The sequence below is a fragment of the Azospirillum sp. Marseille-Q6669 genome, assembly GCF_965111635.1.
On the sequence record NZ_CBCOOP010000001.1, the window covers coordinates 2,433,003 to 2,448,303 of the forward strand.

At 69.1% G+C, this 15,301-nt stretch carries 16 protein-coding genes; 13 read left to right on the top strand and 3 right to left on the bottom strand.

The window, feature by feature from the left end:
- Positions 1-27: 27 nt before the first annotated feature.
- Entirely contained in the window at positions 28-813 is a 786-nt protein-coding gene (locus ACWPXE_RS10855) for an exodeoxyribonuclease III (RefSeq protein WP_454017833.1), read from the bottom strand.
- Between the two features lie 45 nt (positions 814-858).
- Positions 859-1,227 carry an iron-sulfur cluster insertion protein ErpA gene (gene erpA, locus ACWPXE_RS10860; RefSeq protein WP_145623718.1) on the bottom strand — a complete coding sequence of 123 codons (369 nt, stop codon included), beginning with the start codon at positions 1,225-1,227 and terminating at the stop codon, positions 859-861.
- A 219-nt stretch (positions 1,228-1,446) separates the two neighbouring features.
- Between erpA and ACWPXE_RS10865 the strand changes: the two genes are divergently transcribed.
- The 11 genes from ACWPXE_RS10865 to tatC all read left to right on the top strand — a co-directional run bounded on the left by ACWPXE_RS10865 (position 1,447) and on the right by tatC (position 11,880).
- Positions 1,447-2,646 (top strand): deoxyguanosinetriphosphate triphosphohydrolase, encoded by a 1,200-nt coding sequence (locus ACWPXE_RS10865; RefSeq protein WP_454017834.1) that lies wholly within the window; start codon positions 1,447-1,449, stop codon positions 2,644-2,646.
- 31 nt (positions 2,647-2,677) lie between these two features.
- Positions 2,678-4,438, top strand: coding sequence for an arginine--tRNA ligase (argS, locus tag ACWPXE_RS10870; RefSeq protein WP_454017835.1), 1,761 nt, complete (start codon positions 2,678-2,680; stop codon positions 4,436-4,438).
- Positions 4,435-5,388: an SPOR domain-containing protein gene (locus ACWPXE_RS10875; protein WP_454017836.1), complete on the top strand. Its 954-nt coding sequence runs from the start codon at positions 4,435-4,437 to the stop codon at positions 5,386-5,388. Before argS ends, ACWPXE_RS10875 begins: the two co-directional genes overlap by 4 nt.
- Positions 5,360-6,454, top strand: a complete 1,095-nt coding sequence (gene nagZ, locus ACWPXE_RS10880; protein ID WP_454017837.1) for a beta-N-acetylhexosaminidase — start codon at positions 5,360-5,362, stop codon at positions 6,452-6,454. The genes ACWPXE_RS10875 and nagZ overlap by 29 nt, the downstream gene beginning before the upstream one ends.
- 48 nt (positions 6,455-6,502) lie before the next feature.
- A complete protein-coding gene (locus ACWPXE_RS10885) occupies positions 6,503-7,195 on the top strand; it encodes a site-2 protease family protein (RefSeq protein WP_170295833.1) in 693 nt (230 codons plus the stop codon).
- A gap of 4 nt (positions 7,196-7,199) precedes the next feature.
- Positions 7,200-8,006 (top strand): segregation and condensation protein A, encoded by an 807-nt coding sequence (locus ACWPXE_RS10890; protein WP_454017838.1) that lies wholly within the window; start codon positions 7,200-7,202, stop codon positions 8,004-8,006.
- Positions 8,003-8,656, top strand: a complete 654-nt coding sequence (gene scpB / locus ACWPXE_RS10895) for an SMC-Scp complex subunit ScpB (protein WP_454017839.1) — start codon at positions 8,003-8,005, stop codon at positions 8,654-8,656. Before ACWPXE_RS10890 ends, scpB begins: the two co-directional genes overlap by 4 nt.
- A gap of 124 nt (positions 8,657-8,780) precedes the next feature.
- Positions 8,781-10,091, top strand: coding sequence for an ABC transporter ATP-binding protein (locus tag ACWPXE_RS10900; protein WP_454017840.1), 1,311 nt, complete (start codon positions 8,781-8,783; stop codon positions 10,089-10,091).
- A 99-nt stretch (positions 10,092-10,190) separates the two neighbouring features.
- The gene (locus tag ACWPXE_RS10905; RefSeq protein ID WP_454017841.1) at positions 10,191-10,484 is read left to right on the top strand and encodes a twin-arginine translocase TatA/TatE family subunit; all 294 of its coding nucleotides are present in this window, start codon (positions 10,191-10,193) and stop codon (positions 10,482-10,484) included.
- A 48-nt stretch (positions 10,485-10,532) separates the two neighbouring features.
- A complete protein-coding gene (tatB, locus tag ACWPXE_RS10910; RefSeq protein ID WP_454017842.1) occupies positions 10,533-11,054 on the top strand; it encodes a Sec-independent protein translocase protein TatB in 522 nt (173 codons plus the stop codon).
- Between the two features lie 22 nt (positions 11,055-11,076).
- Complete coding sequence (tatC, locus tag ACWPXE_RS10915; RefSeq protein ID WP_237906031.1) at positions 11,077-11,880, top strand: twin-arginine translocase subunit TatC; 804 nt, start codon at positions 11,077-11,079, stop codon at positions 11,878-11,880.
- Between the two features lie 11 nt (positions 11,881-11,891).
- Here tatC and ACWPXE_RS10920 read toward each other — a convergent pair whose 3' ends face one another.
- Positions 11,892-13,055 (bottom strand): GGDEF domain-containing protein, encoded by a 1,164-nt coding sequence (locus ACWPXE_RS10920; protein WP_454017843.1) that lies wholly within the window; start codon positions 13,053-13,055, stop codon positions 11,892-11,894.
- A 185-nt stretch (positions 13,056-13,240) separates the two neighbouring features.
- Here ACWPXE_RS10920 and serS point away from each other — a divergent pair, with 185 nt between their 5' ends.
- Both serS and surE read left to right on the top strand, forming a co-directional pair.
- A complete protein-coding gene (gene serS / locus ACWPXE_RS10925; RefSeq protein ID WP_454017844.1) occupies positions 13,241-14,506 on the top strand; it encodes a serine--tRNA ligase in 1,266 nt (421 codons plus the stop codon).
- Entirely contained in the window at positions 14,506-15,288 is a 783-nt protein-coding gene (gene surE / locus ACWPXE_RS10930) for a 5'/3'-nucleotidase SurE (protein ID WP_040134020.1), read from the top strand. Before serS ends, surE begins: the two co-directional genes overlap by 1 nt.
- Positions 15,289-15,301: the final 13 nt, after the last annotated feature.

Genomic DNA, 15,301 nt, shown 5'->3' on the forward strand with positions numbered 1-15,301 from the left:
GTCGGCCTTGAGGATGCGTGAAAAAATTTAAGAAATGTCTGACCTGTTACGCAGCTCGAGCAGGACCGGCGTGTGGTCGGACGCTTTTTCCGCACCGCGCGGGCGACGGTCGATGCGGCACTCCACCAAGCGGTCGGCGGCCTGCGGGGACAGCAGGAAGTGATCGATGCGCAACCCCAGGTCCCGTGGCCAGCAGCCCGCCTGATAGTCCCAGAAGGTGTAGGCGTGGTCGTCGTCGTGCAGGGCGCGGTAGGCTTCGGTCAGGCCTAGATTCAGCAGGGCGCGGAACTTCGCCCGCGATTCGGGCTGGAACAGGGCGTCGCCGGCGAAGGCCACCGGGTCGAAGACGTCGCGCGGCTCCGGAATGATGTTGTAGTCGCCGCCCAGAACGAAGGGGATTTCTTGCGCCAGCAGGTCGCGGGCATGGGTGTGCAGCCGGTCCATCCAGCGGAGCTTGTAGGCGAACTTCTCCGTCCCGAGCGGATTGCCGTTGGGCAGATAGAGCGAGGCGATGCGCACGCCGCCCACCGAGGCCTCGACATAGCGGGCCTGCTCGTCCTCCGGCTCGCCGGGCAGGCGGGTCAGCACGTCCTCGTGCGGCGCCTTGGAGAGGAACGCCACGCCGTTGTAGGACTTCTGCCCCACCGGCGTGACGTGATAGCCCAATTCCTCGAAGGCGGCGCGGGGGAAGGCCGCGGTTTCGCACTTGATCTCCTGCAGAAGCGCGACGTCCGGGGACTCCGCGCGCAGCCAGTCGGTGATCAGCGGAAGGCGGGCCTTCGCCGAATTGACGTTCCAGGTGGCGATCTTCACGTCGTGTTCTTCTTGTTCGGCAAAGGCCAGGGGAAAAAGGAACCGTCAGGCGGCGAAGGAATTGCCGCAGCCGCAGGACGCCGTTGCGTTCGGATTCTTGATCTGGAACGCGGCCCCCATCAGGTCCTCGACATAGTCGAGGGTGGAGCCGGCCAGCAGGTCCAGCGAGGCGTCGTCGGTGACGACTTTCACGCCGTTCTTCTCGAACACATGGTCGTCCTCGTTCGCCGTGGCGTCGAAGGCGAAGCCGTACTGGAAGCCGGAGCAGCCGCCACCCGACACGGTCAGGCGCAGCATCAGGGCCGGGTCGCCCTCATGCTCGATCAGGAAGGCGACGCGCTTGGCGGCGCTGTCGGACACGGCGAGAACGCGCGCACCCTCTTGCGCGGTGGCGGGAAGGGCGGTGTCGGGCATGGGACGGACCTCGGTGTTTCGCGGGGGTGTTTCGCGGGACAGACGACACAACGACGAATGTAAGGGTGTGTCCGCCTTTCGTCAAAGGCATGTCCGGCGAACTCATGCCTGACCTGCGGTTCGCCTGTGCCCGAATGCCTGCTTGCGGCTGCCGGATGTCTCGGCCGGTCTCCGCCTTCGCCGTTGCACAGCGCGGTTTGCGTCGGTAGTGTCCGCGCCATGACGGCGGACTTCTTCCAGGATCGCCCGGCGCCCTATGGCTGCGACCCCGCACAGACGCGCGGCCGGCTGTTCCCGGAGCCGGAAAGCCCGACGCGCTCGTGCTTCCAGCGCGACCGCGACCGCATCGTGCATTCCGGTGCCTTCCGCAAGCTGAAGTACAAGACGCAGGTCTTCGTCTATCACGAGGGCGACTATTTCCGCACGCGCCTGACCCACAGCCTGGAGGTGGCGCAGATCGCCCGCTCGATCAGCCGCGCGCTCGGCCTGAACGAGGATCTGGCGGAGGCGGTGGCGCTCGCCCACGATCTCGGCCACACCCCCTTCGGCCATGCCGGAGAGGACGCGCTGAACGCCTGCATGGCGCCCTACGGCGGCTTCGCCCACAACGACCAGACGCTGCGCATCCTGACGATGCTGGAGCGGCGCTACGCCGACTTCGACGGGCTGAACCTGACCTGGGAAACGCTGGAGGGCGTGGTCAAGCACAACGGCCCGCTTCTGCCTCTCCATGATGGTGAAAAGCTGCCGACGACGCTGGCCGCCTTCCAGGAGCGCTGGGACCTGGAGCTTCACACCAACCCGGGCGCAGAGGCGCAGGTGGCGGCCCTGGCCGACGACATCGCCTACAACAACCACGACATCGACGACGGGCTGCGCGCCGGCCTGTTCACGGTGGACGAGGTGGCGGAGCTGCCGCTGGTCGGCCCAGTGGTGCGGCAGGTCTGCGACCGCTATCCCGGGCTGGAGCGCTCCCGCCTGATCCACGAGACGATCCGGCGGATGATCAACAACATGATCGTCGACCTGCTGGCCGAAACGCGGGAGCGGCTGGACCGCCACCGCCCGGGAAGCGCCGCCGAACTGCGCGCCCTGCCGGAGCCAGTCGTCAGCTTCTCCCCCGCGATGTTCGAGGCGCAGCGGCCCTTGCGCGCCTTCCTGAAACAGCGCATGTACCGCCATTACCGGGTGAACCGGGAAATGAGCAAGTGCAAGCGGGTGGTCACCGCCTTGTTCGACCTGTTCATGGCCGAGCCGAACACCCTGCCGACGCAGTGGCAGGAGGAGATCGCCAAACAGGGCGGGCACGGCAACCGGACGGTGCTGGCGCGGCTGGTCGCCGACTACATCGCCGGCATGACCGACCGCTACGCGCTCGCCGAATACGCCCGCCTGTTCGACATGGACGCCAAGACCTGAACGCCCCAGACCTAAAGCAAGAATTGAAACGATGAACATCTTCAAGGTCTTCGAGAACGACATCCGCAAGCTGCTGGACGAGATGGCCGCCGAGGGCCAGATCCCGGCGGGGCTCGACACCGCGCGCCTGACGGTGGAGCCGCCGCGCGAGGCGGCGCACGGCGACCTGTCGACCAACGCGGCGATGATCCTGGCCAAGCCGGCAGGCAAGCCGCCGCGTGCGCTGGCCGAGCTGCTGGTGGCGAAGCTGAAGACCCGCCCCGACGTGGCGAGCGCCGAGATCGCCGGCCCGGGCTTCGTAAACCTGCGCCTGACGGCCGACGTCTGGCGCGACCGCATCCGCGACGTGCTGACCGCCGGCACCGCCTATGGTGAGAGCACGCTGGGCGGCAAGCGCCCGGTGAACGTCGAGTATGTGTCGGCCAACCCCACCGGCCCGCTGCACGCGGCCCATGGCCGCGGCGCCGTGTTCGGCGACGCGCTGGCCGCGCTGCTGGAGAAGGCCGGCTACGCCGTCGCCCGTGAGTATTACATCAACGACGCCGGCGCCCAGGTCGATGTGCTGGGCCGCTCGACCTTCCTGCGCTACCGCGAGGCGCTGGGCGAGGACATCGGCGAGATTCCGGCGGGCCTCTATCCCGGCGAGTATTTGAAGGAGGTCGGGCAGGCCCTGGCCGAGCGCGACGGCAACAAGTGGGTCGGCGCGGACGAGGCCGACTGGCTGCCGGCCTGCCGCGACTTCGCCATCGCCACGATCATGGAATGGATCAGGGAGGACCTCGGCGTCCTCGGCGTCCGCATGGACGTCTACAGTTCCGAGCGCGCGCTGGTGAAGGCCGGGGCGGTGGACACGGCGCTGAAGGCGCTGGAGGATCGCGGCCTGATCTACGTCGGCGTTCTGGAGCCCCCCAAGGGCAAAAAGCCCGACGACTGGGAGCCGCGCCCGCAGACCCTGTTCAAGTCCACCGACTTCGGCGACGACGTCGACCGCCCGCTGAAGAAGTCGGACGGGTCCTTCACCTACTTCTCCAACGACATCGCCTACCACTATGACAAGCACCGCCGCGGCTTCGACCTGCAGATCGACGTGTGGGGCGCCGACCATGGCGGCTACGTCAAGCGTATGCAGGCGGCGACCACGGCGATCACCGAGGGCAAGGCGTCGCTGGACGTGAAGCTATGCCAGCTCGTCCATCTGATGAAGAACGGCGAGCCGGTGAAGATGTCCAAGCGCGCCGGCACCTTCGTGACGCTGCGCGACGTGATCGAGGAGGTCGGCCGCGACGTCGTCCGCTTCATCATGCTGACCCGCCGCAACGACCAGACGCTGGACTTCGACTTCGCCAAGGTCGTCGAGCAGTCGAAGGACAACCCGGTCTTCTACGTGCAGTACGCCCACGCCCGCTGCCGCTCGGTCCTGCGCCACGCCGCAACGGCGCTGCCGGGGGCCGACCTGTCGGTGGCGGCGCTGGCCGCCAGGGCCAACCTCGCCCGCCTCGACAGCGAGGAGGAGATGGCGCTGGCCAAGCGCATGGCGACCTGGCCGCGTCTGGTCGAATCCGCCGCCGAGGCGCACGAGCCGCACCGCGTGGCCTTCTACCTCTACGACCTCGCCAGCGACTTCCACGCGCTGTGGAACAAGGGCCGCGACGACACCAGCCTGCGCTTCCTGATCGACGGCGACGAGGAGGTGACGGTGGCCCGTCTGGCGCTGGTCAGCGCGGTCGCCACGGTGATCGCCTCCGGCCTCGCCGTGATGGGCGTGGAGCCGGTGGAGGAAATGCGGTCATGAGGTATGAGGGCGATGCCAACTACGCCAGCGATCCCTACGGCACGCCGCCGCAGCGGGGAGGTCGGCGCGGTCTGCTCGGCCTCGGTCTGGCGGTGGTCGGCATCGTGGCATTCGCCGGCGCGATCGTCGTCGTCTACAGCGGCAAGGGGCAGAGCACGCCGGACGGCGGCCCGCCGCTGCTGATGGCCGACAACGCGCCGACCAAGGCCCGCCCGGAGCAGCCCGGCGGCATGGAAGTGCCGCACCAGGACAAGCTGGTCTACGAGCGGCTGAACGACCGCGGGTCGAAGTCGCAGATCGAACGCCTGCTGCCGCCGCCAGAGGAGCCGCTGCCGCGGCCGGTTGTGGCTCCCCAGGTGCCGCCGTCGCCGACCCTGCCGGAGGCGCCCGCGGTGGCCCAACTGCCGCCGCCTCCGCCGGGCTCCACCACCACGGTGCCGCGCCAGGACGGGGAGGGGACCGCCGTGCCGCCGCCCGTCGCCTCTCTGGCGCCGCCACCCGCCGTGGCCGCCCTTCCGGCTCCGGCACCGGCGGCTCCGGCGCCCAAGGCCGCTCCGCCGCCCGCGGCCAAGCCGGCTCCGGCTCCGCCGCAGGCCCAGACGCCGCCTGCCGCGGCGCCCAAGCCGCAGCCCGCGCCGCCGGTGGCGGCCGCCCCAGCTCCGCAGCCGGCGCCCCCTCCGGCACCCGCCAAGGCATCGGGTGGAGGGAACTGGCGCGTCCAGCTCGCCGCGGTGCGCAGCGAGGCCGAGGCCTCCACGGAATGGAAGCGCCTGACCAGCCGCTACGGCGCGGCGCTCGGCGGGCTGTCCATGCAGGTCGCCAAGGCCGATCTGGGCGAGAAGGGCATCTTCTACCGCATCCAGGGTGTCGGCCTCGACGAGGAGCGCGCCAAGTCGGTCTGCGCCCAGCTCAAGTCCCAGAATGTGGGGTGTGTGGTTGTCCGTCCCTGATCCGGCTTTGCCGAACGCCCGAAACGCGTCCGGACCTCATCGTGCGCCTCACCGTGCGGTGGTGTTCGGCGCCGCCGGCACCGCCCTGACCGCGGACGAGCGCGCCTTTTTCCGTGACGCCGACCCGCTGGGCTTCATCCTGTTCCGGCGCAACTGCGACACGCCGGAGCAGGTCCGCGCGCTGGTGGCGGAGATGCGCGCGGCGCTGGGCCGTGCCGATGCGCCCGTGCTGATCGACCAAGAGGGCGGTCGGGTGGCCCGCATGCGCCCGCCGCACTGGCCGGCCTTCCCGCCGATGCGCGCCTTCGGCGACCTCGCGGCCCGTGACGCCGCCGCCGGGCGGGAGGCCGCCCGGATCAACGCCCGGCTGCTGGCGCTGATGCTGGCGGACTGCGGCGTGACGGTGGATTGCGCCCCGGTCTGCGACGTGCCGGTGGAGGGCGCCCACGACATCATCGGCGACCGCGCCTTCTGCGGCGATCCGGTCCGCGTCGCCGATCTGGCGCGGGCGACCTGCGAGGGGCTGATGGCCGGCGGCGTTCTGCCGGTTGTCAAGCATCTGCCCGGCCATGGCCGGGCCTTCACCGACAGCCACGCCGAGCTGCCGGTGGTGGACGCCCCGCGCGCGGCGCTGGAGGCCACCGACTTCGCGCCGTTCCGTGCCCTGGCCGACATGCCGCTCGGCATGGTCGCCCATGTGGTGATGAAGGCCATCGACCCGGACCAGCCCGCCAGCACCTCGTCGATCGTGGTGCGCGACGTCGTGCGCGGCGCCCCCATCGGCTTCGACGGGCTGCTGTTCAGCGACGACCTGTCGATGGGTGCGCTGGCCGGCGGCATGCGTGGACGCGCGGAGGCGGTCCTGGCGGCCGGGCTGGACGTCGTGCTCCACTGCAACGGCGTGATGGAGGAGATGGTGGCGGTGGCCGAGGGCGTTCCGACGATGAGCGGCGCGTCGGTGCGGCGCTGGGCGAGGGCCGAGGCGATGCGCGGCCCTGCGCAGCCGGTGGACGCCGACGACTTGCGGGCGCGTCTGGCGGAATTGCTGGGAACGCCCCAGGTTTAGAGCCATGCTCAGGCTTCCCGGACGGGTCCGGGGAGCGCAACGGGAGAGATGCGCGTGTTGGAAGGTCTGATCGACCGCATACCGATGATCTTTGCGGTCGCCATCCCCGCGATCCTCGCCATCACGATGCACGAGGCGGCGCACGGATTCGTGGCGATGTGGCGCGGCGACGACACGGCGTGGCGGCTGGGCCGGGTGACGCTGAACCCGCTTCGCCACATCGACCCCCTGGGCACGGTGGTGCTGCCGGCGGTGATGTATTTCACCACAGGGTTCGTCTTCGGCTGGGCCAAGCCGGTGCCGGTGAATTTCGGGCGCCTTCACCACCCGCGCCGCGACATGGTGTGGGTGGCGCTGGCCGGGCCGGGGGTGAATTTCGTGCTGGCGCTGGTCTCGGCGATCATCTGGGGCTTCACCAGCCCGCAGGGCGGGGCGACGGAGATGTGGGTCCGCGCCGCGCTGGAGGTGTCGGTCCTGGTCAACGTCGTGCTGATGGTCTTCAACATGATCCCTCTGCCGCCGCTCGACGGCGGGCGCGTGGCGGTCGGCATCCTGCCCGACGCTCTGGCCTTCCCGCTGGCCCGGCTGGAGAAGTACGGCATGCTGATCCTGATCGGCGCCTTCTTCCTGCTGCCCTTCATCGGGCGGGAGCTTGGCATGGACCTCAGCGTCTTCTCCTGGGTGCTCGGCCCGCCGGTGGATTACATGATCGAGCTGATCCGCATCCTCAGCGGCAACTGACGGCATGGTCGGCAGGAAACCCCCGGATCATGAGGACGAGGGCGCCGAGGCGGCCAGCCCGGCGGACCAGCTTGTCCTCGTCCTGGATGGGTTCGAGGGGCCGCTGGACATGCTGCTGGCGCTGGGGCGCGAGCAGAAGGTGGACCTGACGAAGATTTCCATCCTCCAACTCGCCGACCAGTATCTCGCCTTCATCGCCGAGGCGCGGAAGGTGCGTCTGGAACTGGCGGCGGATTATCTCGTCATGGCGGCGTGGCTGGCCTATCTGAAGTCCCGCCTGCTGATCCCGGAGGTCGAGGACGAGGAGCCCTCGGGCGAGGACATGGCGGCGGCGCTGGCCTTCCAGCTCCAGCGGCTGGAGGCGATGAAGGGGGCGGCGGCCAAGCTGTTCGCCCGCCCGCAGCTCGGGGTTGACCGCTTCGCCCGCGGCGCCCCGGAGGACCTCGACATCCTGCGCAAGTCGGTCTTCCAGGTCACGCTCTACGACCTTCTGAAGGCCTACGGCGAGCACAGGAAGCGGCAGGAGGGCGGCGTCCTGCACATCGAGCCGGTGCGCCTCTATTCGCTGGAGGACGCGGTGCGCCGCCTGTCCGAGCTGCTGGGCCGCATGCCGGACTGGGCCACCCTGTCGAGTTTCCTGCCGGACGGCGTGCGCGGCGGGCTGCTGACCCGCTCGGCGCTGGCCGCCCATTTCGCGGCGACGCTGGAACTGGCCAAGGCGGGGCGGGTGGAGCTTCGCCAGGACGGCGCCTTTTCCCCCATCTACGTCCGCCGGGCATCGCGCCGGCATGAGCAAGGCGACGAGGAATGAGCGGTGCCGACGGCATGATCCAGGAGATCGACAACCCGGAGGAGGTCGAGCAGCGCCTGCGCGATCTGCGCCTGCTGGAGGCGCTGCTGTTCGCCTCCGCGGACCCGCTGGATGAGGAGACGCTGGGCAGGCGGTTGACCCGCGACGCCGACATCCGCGCCCTGCTGGAGGAATTGCGCGTCCATTACGCGGCGCGCGGGGTGAACCTGATCCGCACCGGCGCCGGCTGGTCCTTCCGCACGGCGGTGGACCTCGCCCCGCTGCTGCGGCAGGAGGAGGAGGTCTCCAAGAAGCTGTCCCGCGCCGCCATCGAGACGCTGGCGATCATCGCCTACCACCAGCCGGTGACCCGCGCCGAGATCGAGGCGATCCGCGGCGTGGCGACCAGCAAGGGGACGCTGGACATCCTGATGGAGAACGGCTGGATCCGACCCGGCCGCCGCCGCGAGACGCCGGGGCGCCCGCTGACCTGGATCACCACCGACCATTTCCTCGACCATTTCGGCCTGGAGACGCTGCGCGACCTGCCGGGGGTGGAAGACCTGCGCGCCGCCGGCCTGCTCGATTCGCGGCCCGTGCTGCTGGGCATTGGCGGAGCCGGCCTGGAGGACGCGGAACCATCGGAAAACGCTGACGATTCCGATACCTGAGCGAAACGCTCGAAAATAAGAACCATTTGCATCGGGGTCGGCGCACCGCTACTAAGGTCAATCGACCGCCATCAAACGACCCCCGGGCCGCTTCAGACTGGGACCGCCATAGACTGGGACCGCCATGGATCGTCCGTCCGTCACCGACGCCCGTTCTTTCTCCGCGACCGGAGACGCCGTTTCCGAACCCCGGCCGGCCGGCCTGCGCACCGCGCTGCGCGACAAGGCGTCGGCCCTGTTCAGCCGCGGGACCGATCCGCGGCAGGGCGCGCCCTGCGAGGCCGCGCCGGTTACGCTGCCGGCCAACGGGCGGCATCTCGACCTCTCCGGCCCGCAGGGCGGCGCTGCTGCCATCGCGATGGAGGCCCTGGCGCTGAATGGCGTCACCCACCGCTACGGGCGCGTCGTCGCCGTCAACGACGTCAGCGTGACCATCGGGGCGGGGGAGATCGTCTGCCTGTGCGGGCCGTCCGGCTGCGGCAAGTCCTCACTGCTGCGCATCGCGGCAGGGCTGGAGGCGGTGCAGACCGGCTCGGTCCGGATCGGCGGAACCGTGGTGGCGGACGAGCGCGGCGCGGTCCCGCCGGAACGCCGCGGCGTCGGCCTCGTCTTCCAGGATTACGCGCTGTTTCCGCACCTGTCGGTGCTCGACAACGTGCGCTTCGGCCTGACCGCCCTGTCCGGCGAGGCGCAGCGCAAGCGCGCGTTGGAAACGCTGGGGCAAGTCGGCATGGCCGGCTACGCCGATTCCTTCCCGCACCATCTCTCCGGCGGACAGCAGCAGCGTGTGGCGCTCGCCCGCGCGCTCGCCCCGAATCCGGCGGTCCTGCTCCTCGACGAACCCTTCTCGGGCCTGGACGCCCGGCTGCGCGAGCAGGTGCGCGATGAGACGCTGCACGTGCTGAAGCAGAACGGCGCTGCGACCATGCTGGTCACCCACGACCCGGAGGAGGCCATGTTCCTGGCCGACCGCATCGCGCTGATGCGCGCCGGAAAAGTCGTCCAGGTGGGCAACCCGGTGGACCTCTACACCCGCCCGGTCAACGCCTTCGCAGCGGAATTCTTCGGCGAGGTCAACCGGCTGTCCGGCGTCGTGCAGGACGGTGCGGTGGACACCCCGGTCGGCCCGATCCCCACGGAGATCGCCGACGGCACCGCCGTGGACGTGCTGATCCGCCCGGAAGCGCTGAAGCTGTCCGCCCAGCCCGCCGCCACGGTCCCTGCCGGGGACCTGCCGGTTCTGGCGCGGGTGATGGCGGCGCGCCTGCTGGGTCGCACCAGCCTGGTCCATCTCGATGTGCCGGACGGGAAGGGCGGGTCGGTGCATCTGCACTCGCGCATGCCGGGCCAGTTCCTGCCCGCCGAACAAAGTCACGTTTCGGTGTGCATGGACCTGTGTCAGGCCTTCGTTTTTCCAGCCGGTGCACCCACTTAGTCGTTTGAGCGGTTTCGCCCGACCGATCGTTGCGGGAGGGGAACCTTTCTGCCATAGTGCCGCCCCGCCATTGGGCTGCCTGTTCAGGAAACGTGTGTCATGGGATTCTCCAGCGTCTGGCATTGGGTCATCGTCCTTCTGATCGTCCTGCTCCTGTTCGGCGCCGGCAAGCTGCCGAAGGTCATGGGCGACCTCGCCAAGGGCATCAAGAACTTCAAGGCCGGCCTGAAGGACGAGGAAGAGGGTACCGCCGCCGGTGCCGACTCCAAGGTCCTGCCGAACCAGCCGGTTCCGCCGGCCCAGCCGGTGTCCTCGGTCCATCCGGTTCCGCCCGCTCCGGTTCCGCCCGCTGCCGACCCCGGCGTGAAGAAGGACGAGACGGCCCGCACCTGACCGTCCGGCGCCCTTCATCCCCGCGCCGCTTCGAAAGGCTGAGGAGCCATGTTCGACATTGCATGGTCGGAACTGATGGTCATCGCGGTCATCGCCCTCGTGGTGATCGGCCCGAAGGACCTGCCCAAGGCCATCTACACCCTGGGAAAATGGGTGAAGAAGGCGCGCGTCGTCGCGCGCGATTTTCAGGGCCACATCGACGACATGATGCGCGAGGCGGAGCTTGACGAGCTTCGCAAGGAAGCCCTGAAGGTCCGCGACACGAACCTCCAAAAGATGGTCGAGAACACGATCGATCCGAAGGGGGAACTGAAGGGCGCCTTCGACGTGGGGGCCAACCTCGGGGCCGACGGCTATCACGGCAGCCCGCCGGAGGATGGTCCCGCTCCCGTGCCTACCGTCGGATCGCCGCAGGTGACGGCGGCCCAGCCGCAGCCGGCGACCGAACCGCCGGTCACGGCCCCGCTTCCTCCGGCACCGCCCGCGGAATTCGTCCCGGCCCCGGCCCAGCCGCCGGTTCCGGCCTCCGCCGACTCCGCTGCGGCGGCAACCACGAACAAGCAGGCGTGACCCAGTGTCCGGCGAAACGCGCATGACCGGCGAGTCCGACGACGAGCTCGAAGAAAGCAAGATGCCGCTGATCGACCATCTGGTCGAGCTGCGCAACCGGCTGATGTACGCGACGCTGGCGATCCTCATCGCCTTCTTCGTCTGCTACGCTTTCTCGGACCGCATCTACAACTTCCTGGTCCAGCCCCTGGCCGACATCCTGGCCGGGCAGGGGCGGCGGATGATCTACACCGGCCTGACCGAAGCCTTCTTCACCTATGTGAAGGTGGCCTTCTGGGCCGGCTGCTTCCTGTCCTTCCCCATCGTCGCCAGCCAGATCTGGATGTTCGTCGCGCCCGGCCTCTACAAGCACGAGCGCAAGGCCTTCCTGCCCTTCCTGGTGGCCACCCCGATCCTGTTCTTCCTGGGCGGGGCGATGGTCTACTACTTCATCTTCCCGCTGGCTTGGCGCTTCTTCCTGGGGTTCGAGTTCCACCCGGGCATGGACGCCGGCGCCCTCCCGATCGAGTTCGAGGCCCGCGTCAGCGAGTATCTTGGCCTCGTGATGCACCTGATCTTCGCCTTCGGTCTGGCCTTTCAGCTTCCGGTCCTGTTGACCCTGCTGATCCGCGCCGGGCTGCTGACGACGGAGACTCTGGCCGCCAAGCGGCGCTACGCCATCGTGTTCGTGTTCATCGTAGCGGCGATCCTGACCCCGCCGGACGTCATCAGCCAGGTCGGCCTCGCCATCCCGCTGCTGGCGCTCTACGAGGTGTCGATCCTGATCGGCCGCCGCATCGAGAAGACGCGCGGCGACGCCGACGAGACGGAAGCGGAGCAGGCGTAAGGTCTTTCTCCTTATGCCGTCGCTTCTTCGACCATCACCTGATTGCGGCCGTTCCGCTTGGCCCGATAGAGGGCCAGGTCGGCGGCCGCCAGCGCCGCGTCGAGATCCTTGCCGTTGCGGCAGGCGGCGATGCCGATGCTGACGCTGGCGGCGATCTCGTGGCCCTGGAAGGGCAGCGGCCGCGCCGCCACGTCGCGCCGCAACGCCTCCGCCAACGCCGCCGCCCCGCTGCGGTCGGTGTCGGGAAGCAGCACGCAGAATTCCTCCCCGCCATAGCGCCCGAACAGGTCGGTGCGGCGCAGCCTTGCCGCGACGATCTCGGAAAAGCGGCGGAGAAGCGCGTCCCCGGCCAGATGGCCGAAGGTGTCGTTGACCCGCTTGAAACGGTCGAGGTCGAGAAGCAGCAGGGTGAGCGGCGCCCCGTTCCGCTGCGCCCGCAGCAACTCCCGCTCGGCGTGCTTCAGGAAGGCCCGGCGGTTGTAGGCGCCGGTCAGCGGGTCGATGGTGCCGATGTGGTCCAGATCGGCCTGAAGCTTCTCGCTGGTCATGGCGAGGAAGCCGAATCCCCAGCCTGTGACTGCCAGGATGGCCTCCAGGAATCCGGCGCTCTGCACCAAATTGGGTGTCAGGATGCTGTCCACCGGCCCACCCCAGGCGGTCAGCACGGCGCGCCCGGCGACGAACAGGGCATGGGCAAGGAAAACCAGAGCGGTGACCCGTTGCGCACGCCTCGGCCGGTCCGCCGGCCCCGTCCACCACAGTTCCAGGGCAGCCAGCAGCGACAGGCCGGTGATTCCTGCGGACATGATCAGGACGCGCGCCGTCACGTCGTTGGTTGCCACCACGAACCACGCGATGCCGGCGGTCAGCACGGCGAGCAGCGCCATCCCGAGGCGCCAGGGGATGGATCGTCCGGCGAAGCTGCGCACGCCGAACCAATTCAGGATGTAGGTGGCGGCCACCAGGGCGTTGCTCAGCGGTACGACAGCGGCGGGCGGCCAGACCCCGTAAGCGGTGACCATGGCCATCCCGACGGTGCCGACCAGCGCTCCCCCGGCCCAATAAGCCAGCGCGGTGATGTGGCGGTGCGCCCTCCAGGTCAGGAAGGCGGCGATGGACAGCAGAACGCCGATGCCCACCAGGACGATGACGAGGGTGCGGGTGTCGAGGATCATGTCCGGAGTGGGGAGGGCAGCGGTCGATTCCGGGGTTCTGCACGCATTCGTGTTCACGGCGCCACCGATAAGTATAGGACACCAATCATTTCATGGTCTTTCCCATCGGCGGGGCTCCGCCTCTGGACCTTCACCCGGCGGCGGACTATAACCAGTCTCCCACCCATTCCGTATCGCCGTGAGCCATGCACGACCTTCGCGCCATCCGTGAGAACCCCGAATCCTTCGACCGCGGCCTCGCCCGCCGGGGCCTTGAGGCGATGTCGCCAACGGTGCTGGACCTCGATTCGCGCCGCCGCGCCGCGCAGACCCAGTTGCAGGAAATGCAGGCGCGCCGCAACGAGGCGGCGAAGGAGATCGGCCTCGCTAAGCGGGAGGGCCGCGACGCCCAGCCGCTGATGGACGAGATGGCGCAGCTCAAGGAGCGGCTGCCCCAGGTCGAGGAGGAGGAGAAGGCGCTGGGCGCCGAACTGGACGGCCTGCTCGCCTCCATCCCGAACCTGCCCGCCGACGACGTGCCGGAAGGCCCGGACGAGACCGCCAACGTCGAAATCCGCCGCTGGGGCGAGCCGAAGGCCATCGCCGACGCCAAGCAGCATTTCGAGCTGGGCGAGGCGCTGGGCCTGATGGATTTCGAGGCGGCGTCGCGCATGTCGGGCGCCCGCTTCACCATCCTGAAGGGCGGGCTGGCCCGGCTGGAGCGCGCGCTCGCCGACTTCATGCTGGACATCCACACCGGCGAGCACGGCTACACCGAGATCGCGCCGCCGCTGATGGTCCGCGACAACGCCCTGTTCGGCACCGGCCAGCTTCCGAAGTTCGAGGAGGACCTGTTCCGCACGGGCGATCATTATCTGATCCCGACCTCGGAAGTGCCGCTGACCAACCTCGTCAACGACCAGATCGTGGCGACGGAGGAACTGCCCCACCGCTACACCGCGCTGACCCCCTGCTTCCGCGCCGAGGCCGGGTCGGCCGGGCGCGACACCCGCGGCATGATCCGCCAGCACCAGTTCTGGAAGGTGGAGATGGTCAGCGTCACCGCGCCGGACCAGTCGGAGGCGGAGCACCTGCGCATGACCCAATGCGCCGAGACCATCCTGCAGCGGCTGGGGCTGCCCTACCGCGTGGTGACTCTGTGCACCGGCGACATGGGCTTTTCGGCGCGCAAGACCTTCGACATCGAGGTCTGGCTGCCCGGCCAGAACATGTACCGCGAGATTTCGAGCTGCTCGAACTGCGGCGACTTCCAGGCCCGCCGCATGAAGGCCCGCTGCCGGTCGAAGGGCGAGAAGCAGACGCAGTTCGTCCACACGCTGAACGGCTCGGGCGTGGCGGTCGGGCGCTGCCTGATCGCGGTGCTGGAGAATTACCAGCAGCCCGACGGCTCCATCCTGGTTCCCGAAGCGCTCCGGCCCTACATGCGCGGGCTGGAAAGGATCACCGCCTGATGTTCGATCTCCCGCTCGACCTGTCGAACGCACGCATCCTCGTCACCAACGACGACGGCATCCACGCGCCGGGCCTGAAGGTTCTGGAGGCCATCGCCCGCTCCATCTCCGACGACGTGTGGGTGGTGGCGCCGGAGATGGAGCAGTCGGCGGCCAGCCACTCGCTGACCATCAACCGGCCTCTGCGCCTGCGCCAGCTGGACGAGCGGCGCTACACGGTGGACGGCACGCCGACCGACTGCGTCCTGTTGGCCGTCAACCACATCATGAAGGACGCCCGTCCGACGCTGGTCCTGTCCGGCGTCAACCAGGGCTCCAACATCGGCGAGGACGTGACCTATTCGGGCACCATCGCGGCGGCCATGGAGGCGACCCTGCTGGGCGTTCCGGCCATCGCGCTCAGCCAGCACTACGAGAACCGTGCCCAGATCGACTGGTCGGCGGCGGAGCGCTGGGGGGCGGAGGTGATCCGCAAGGCCGTCTCCACGCCCTGGCCGAAATACGTCCTGCTCAACGTGAACTTCCCGGCCTGTCCGGCGGACCGGGTCACCGGCATCCAGGTCGTCCGCCACGGCAAGCGCAAGATCGGCGACGAGCTGGTGGAGCGTGTCGATCCGCGCGGCAAACCCTATATCTGGATCGGGACCCTGCGCGGTGAGGCCGACGTGGCGCCGGACACCGACATCCATGTGGTCTTCCACGGGGGCATTTCGGTGACGCCGGTCTATCTGGATCTGACGCACACGCCGACGCTCCAGACCTTGCGACACGCGTTCGAGTAATCCGGTTTCCGAG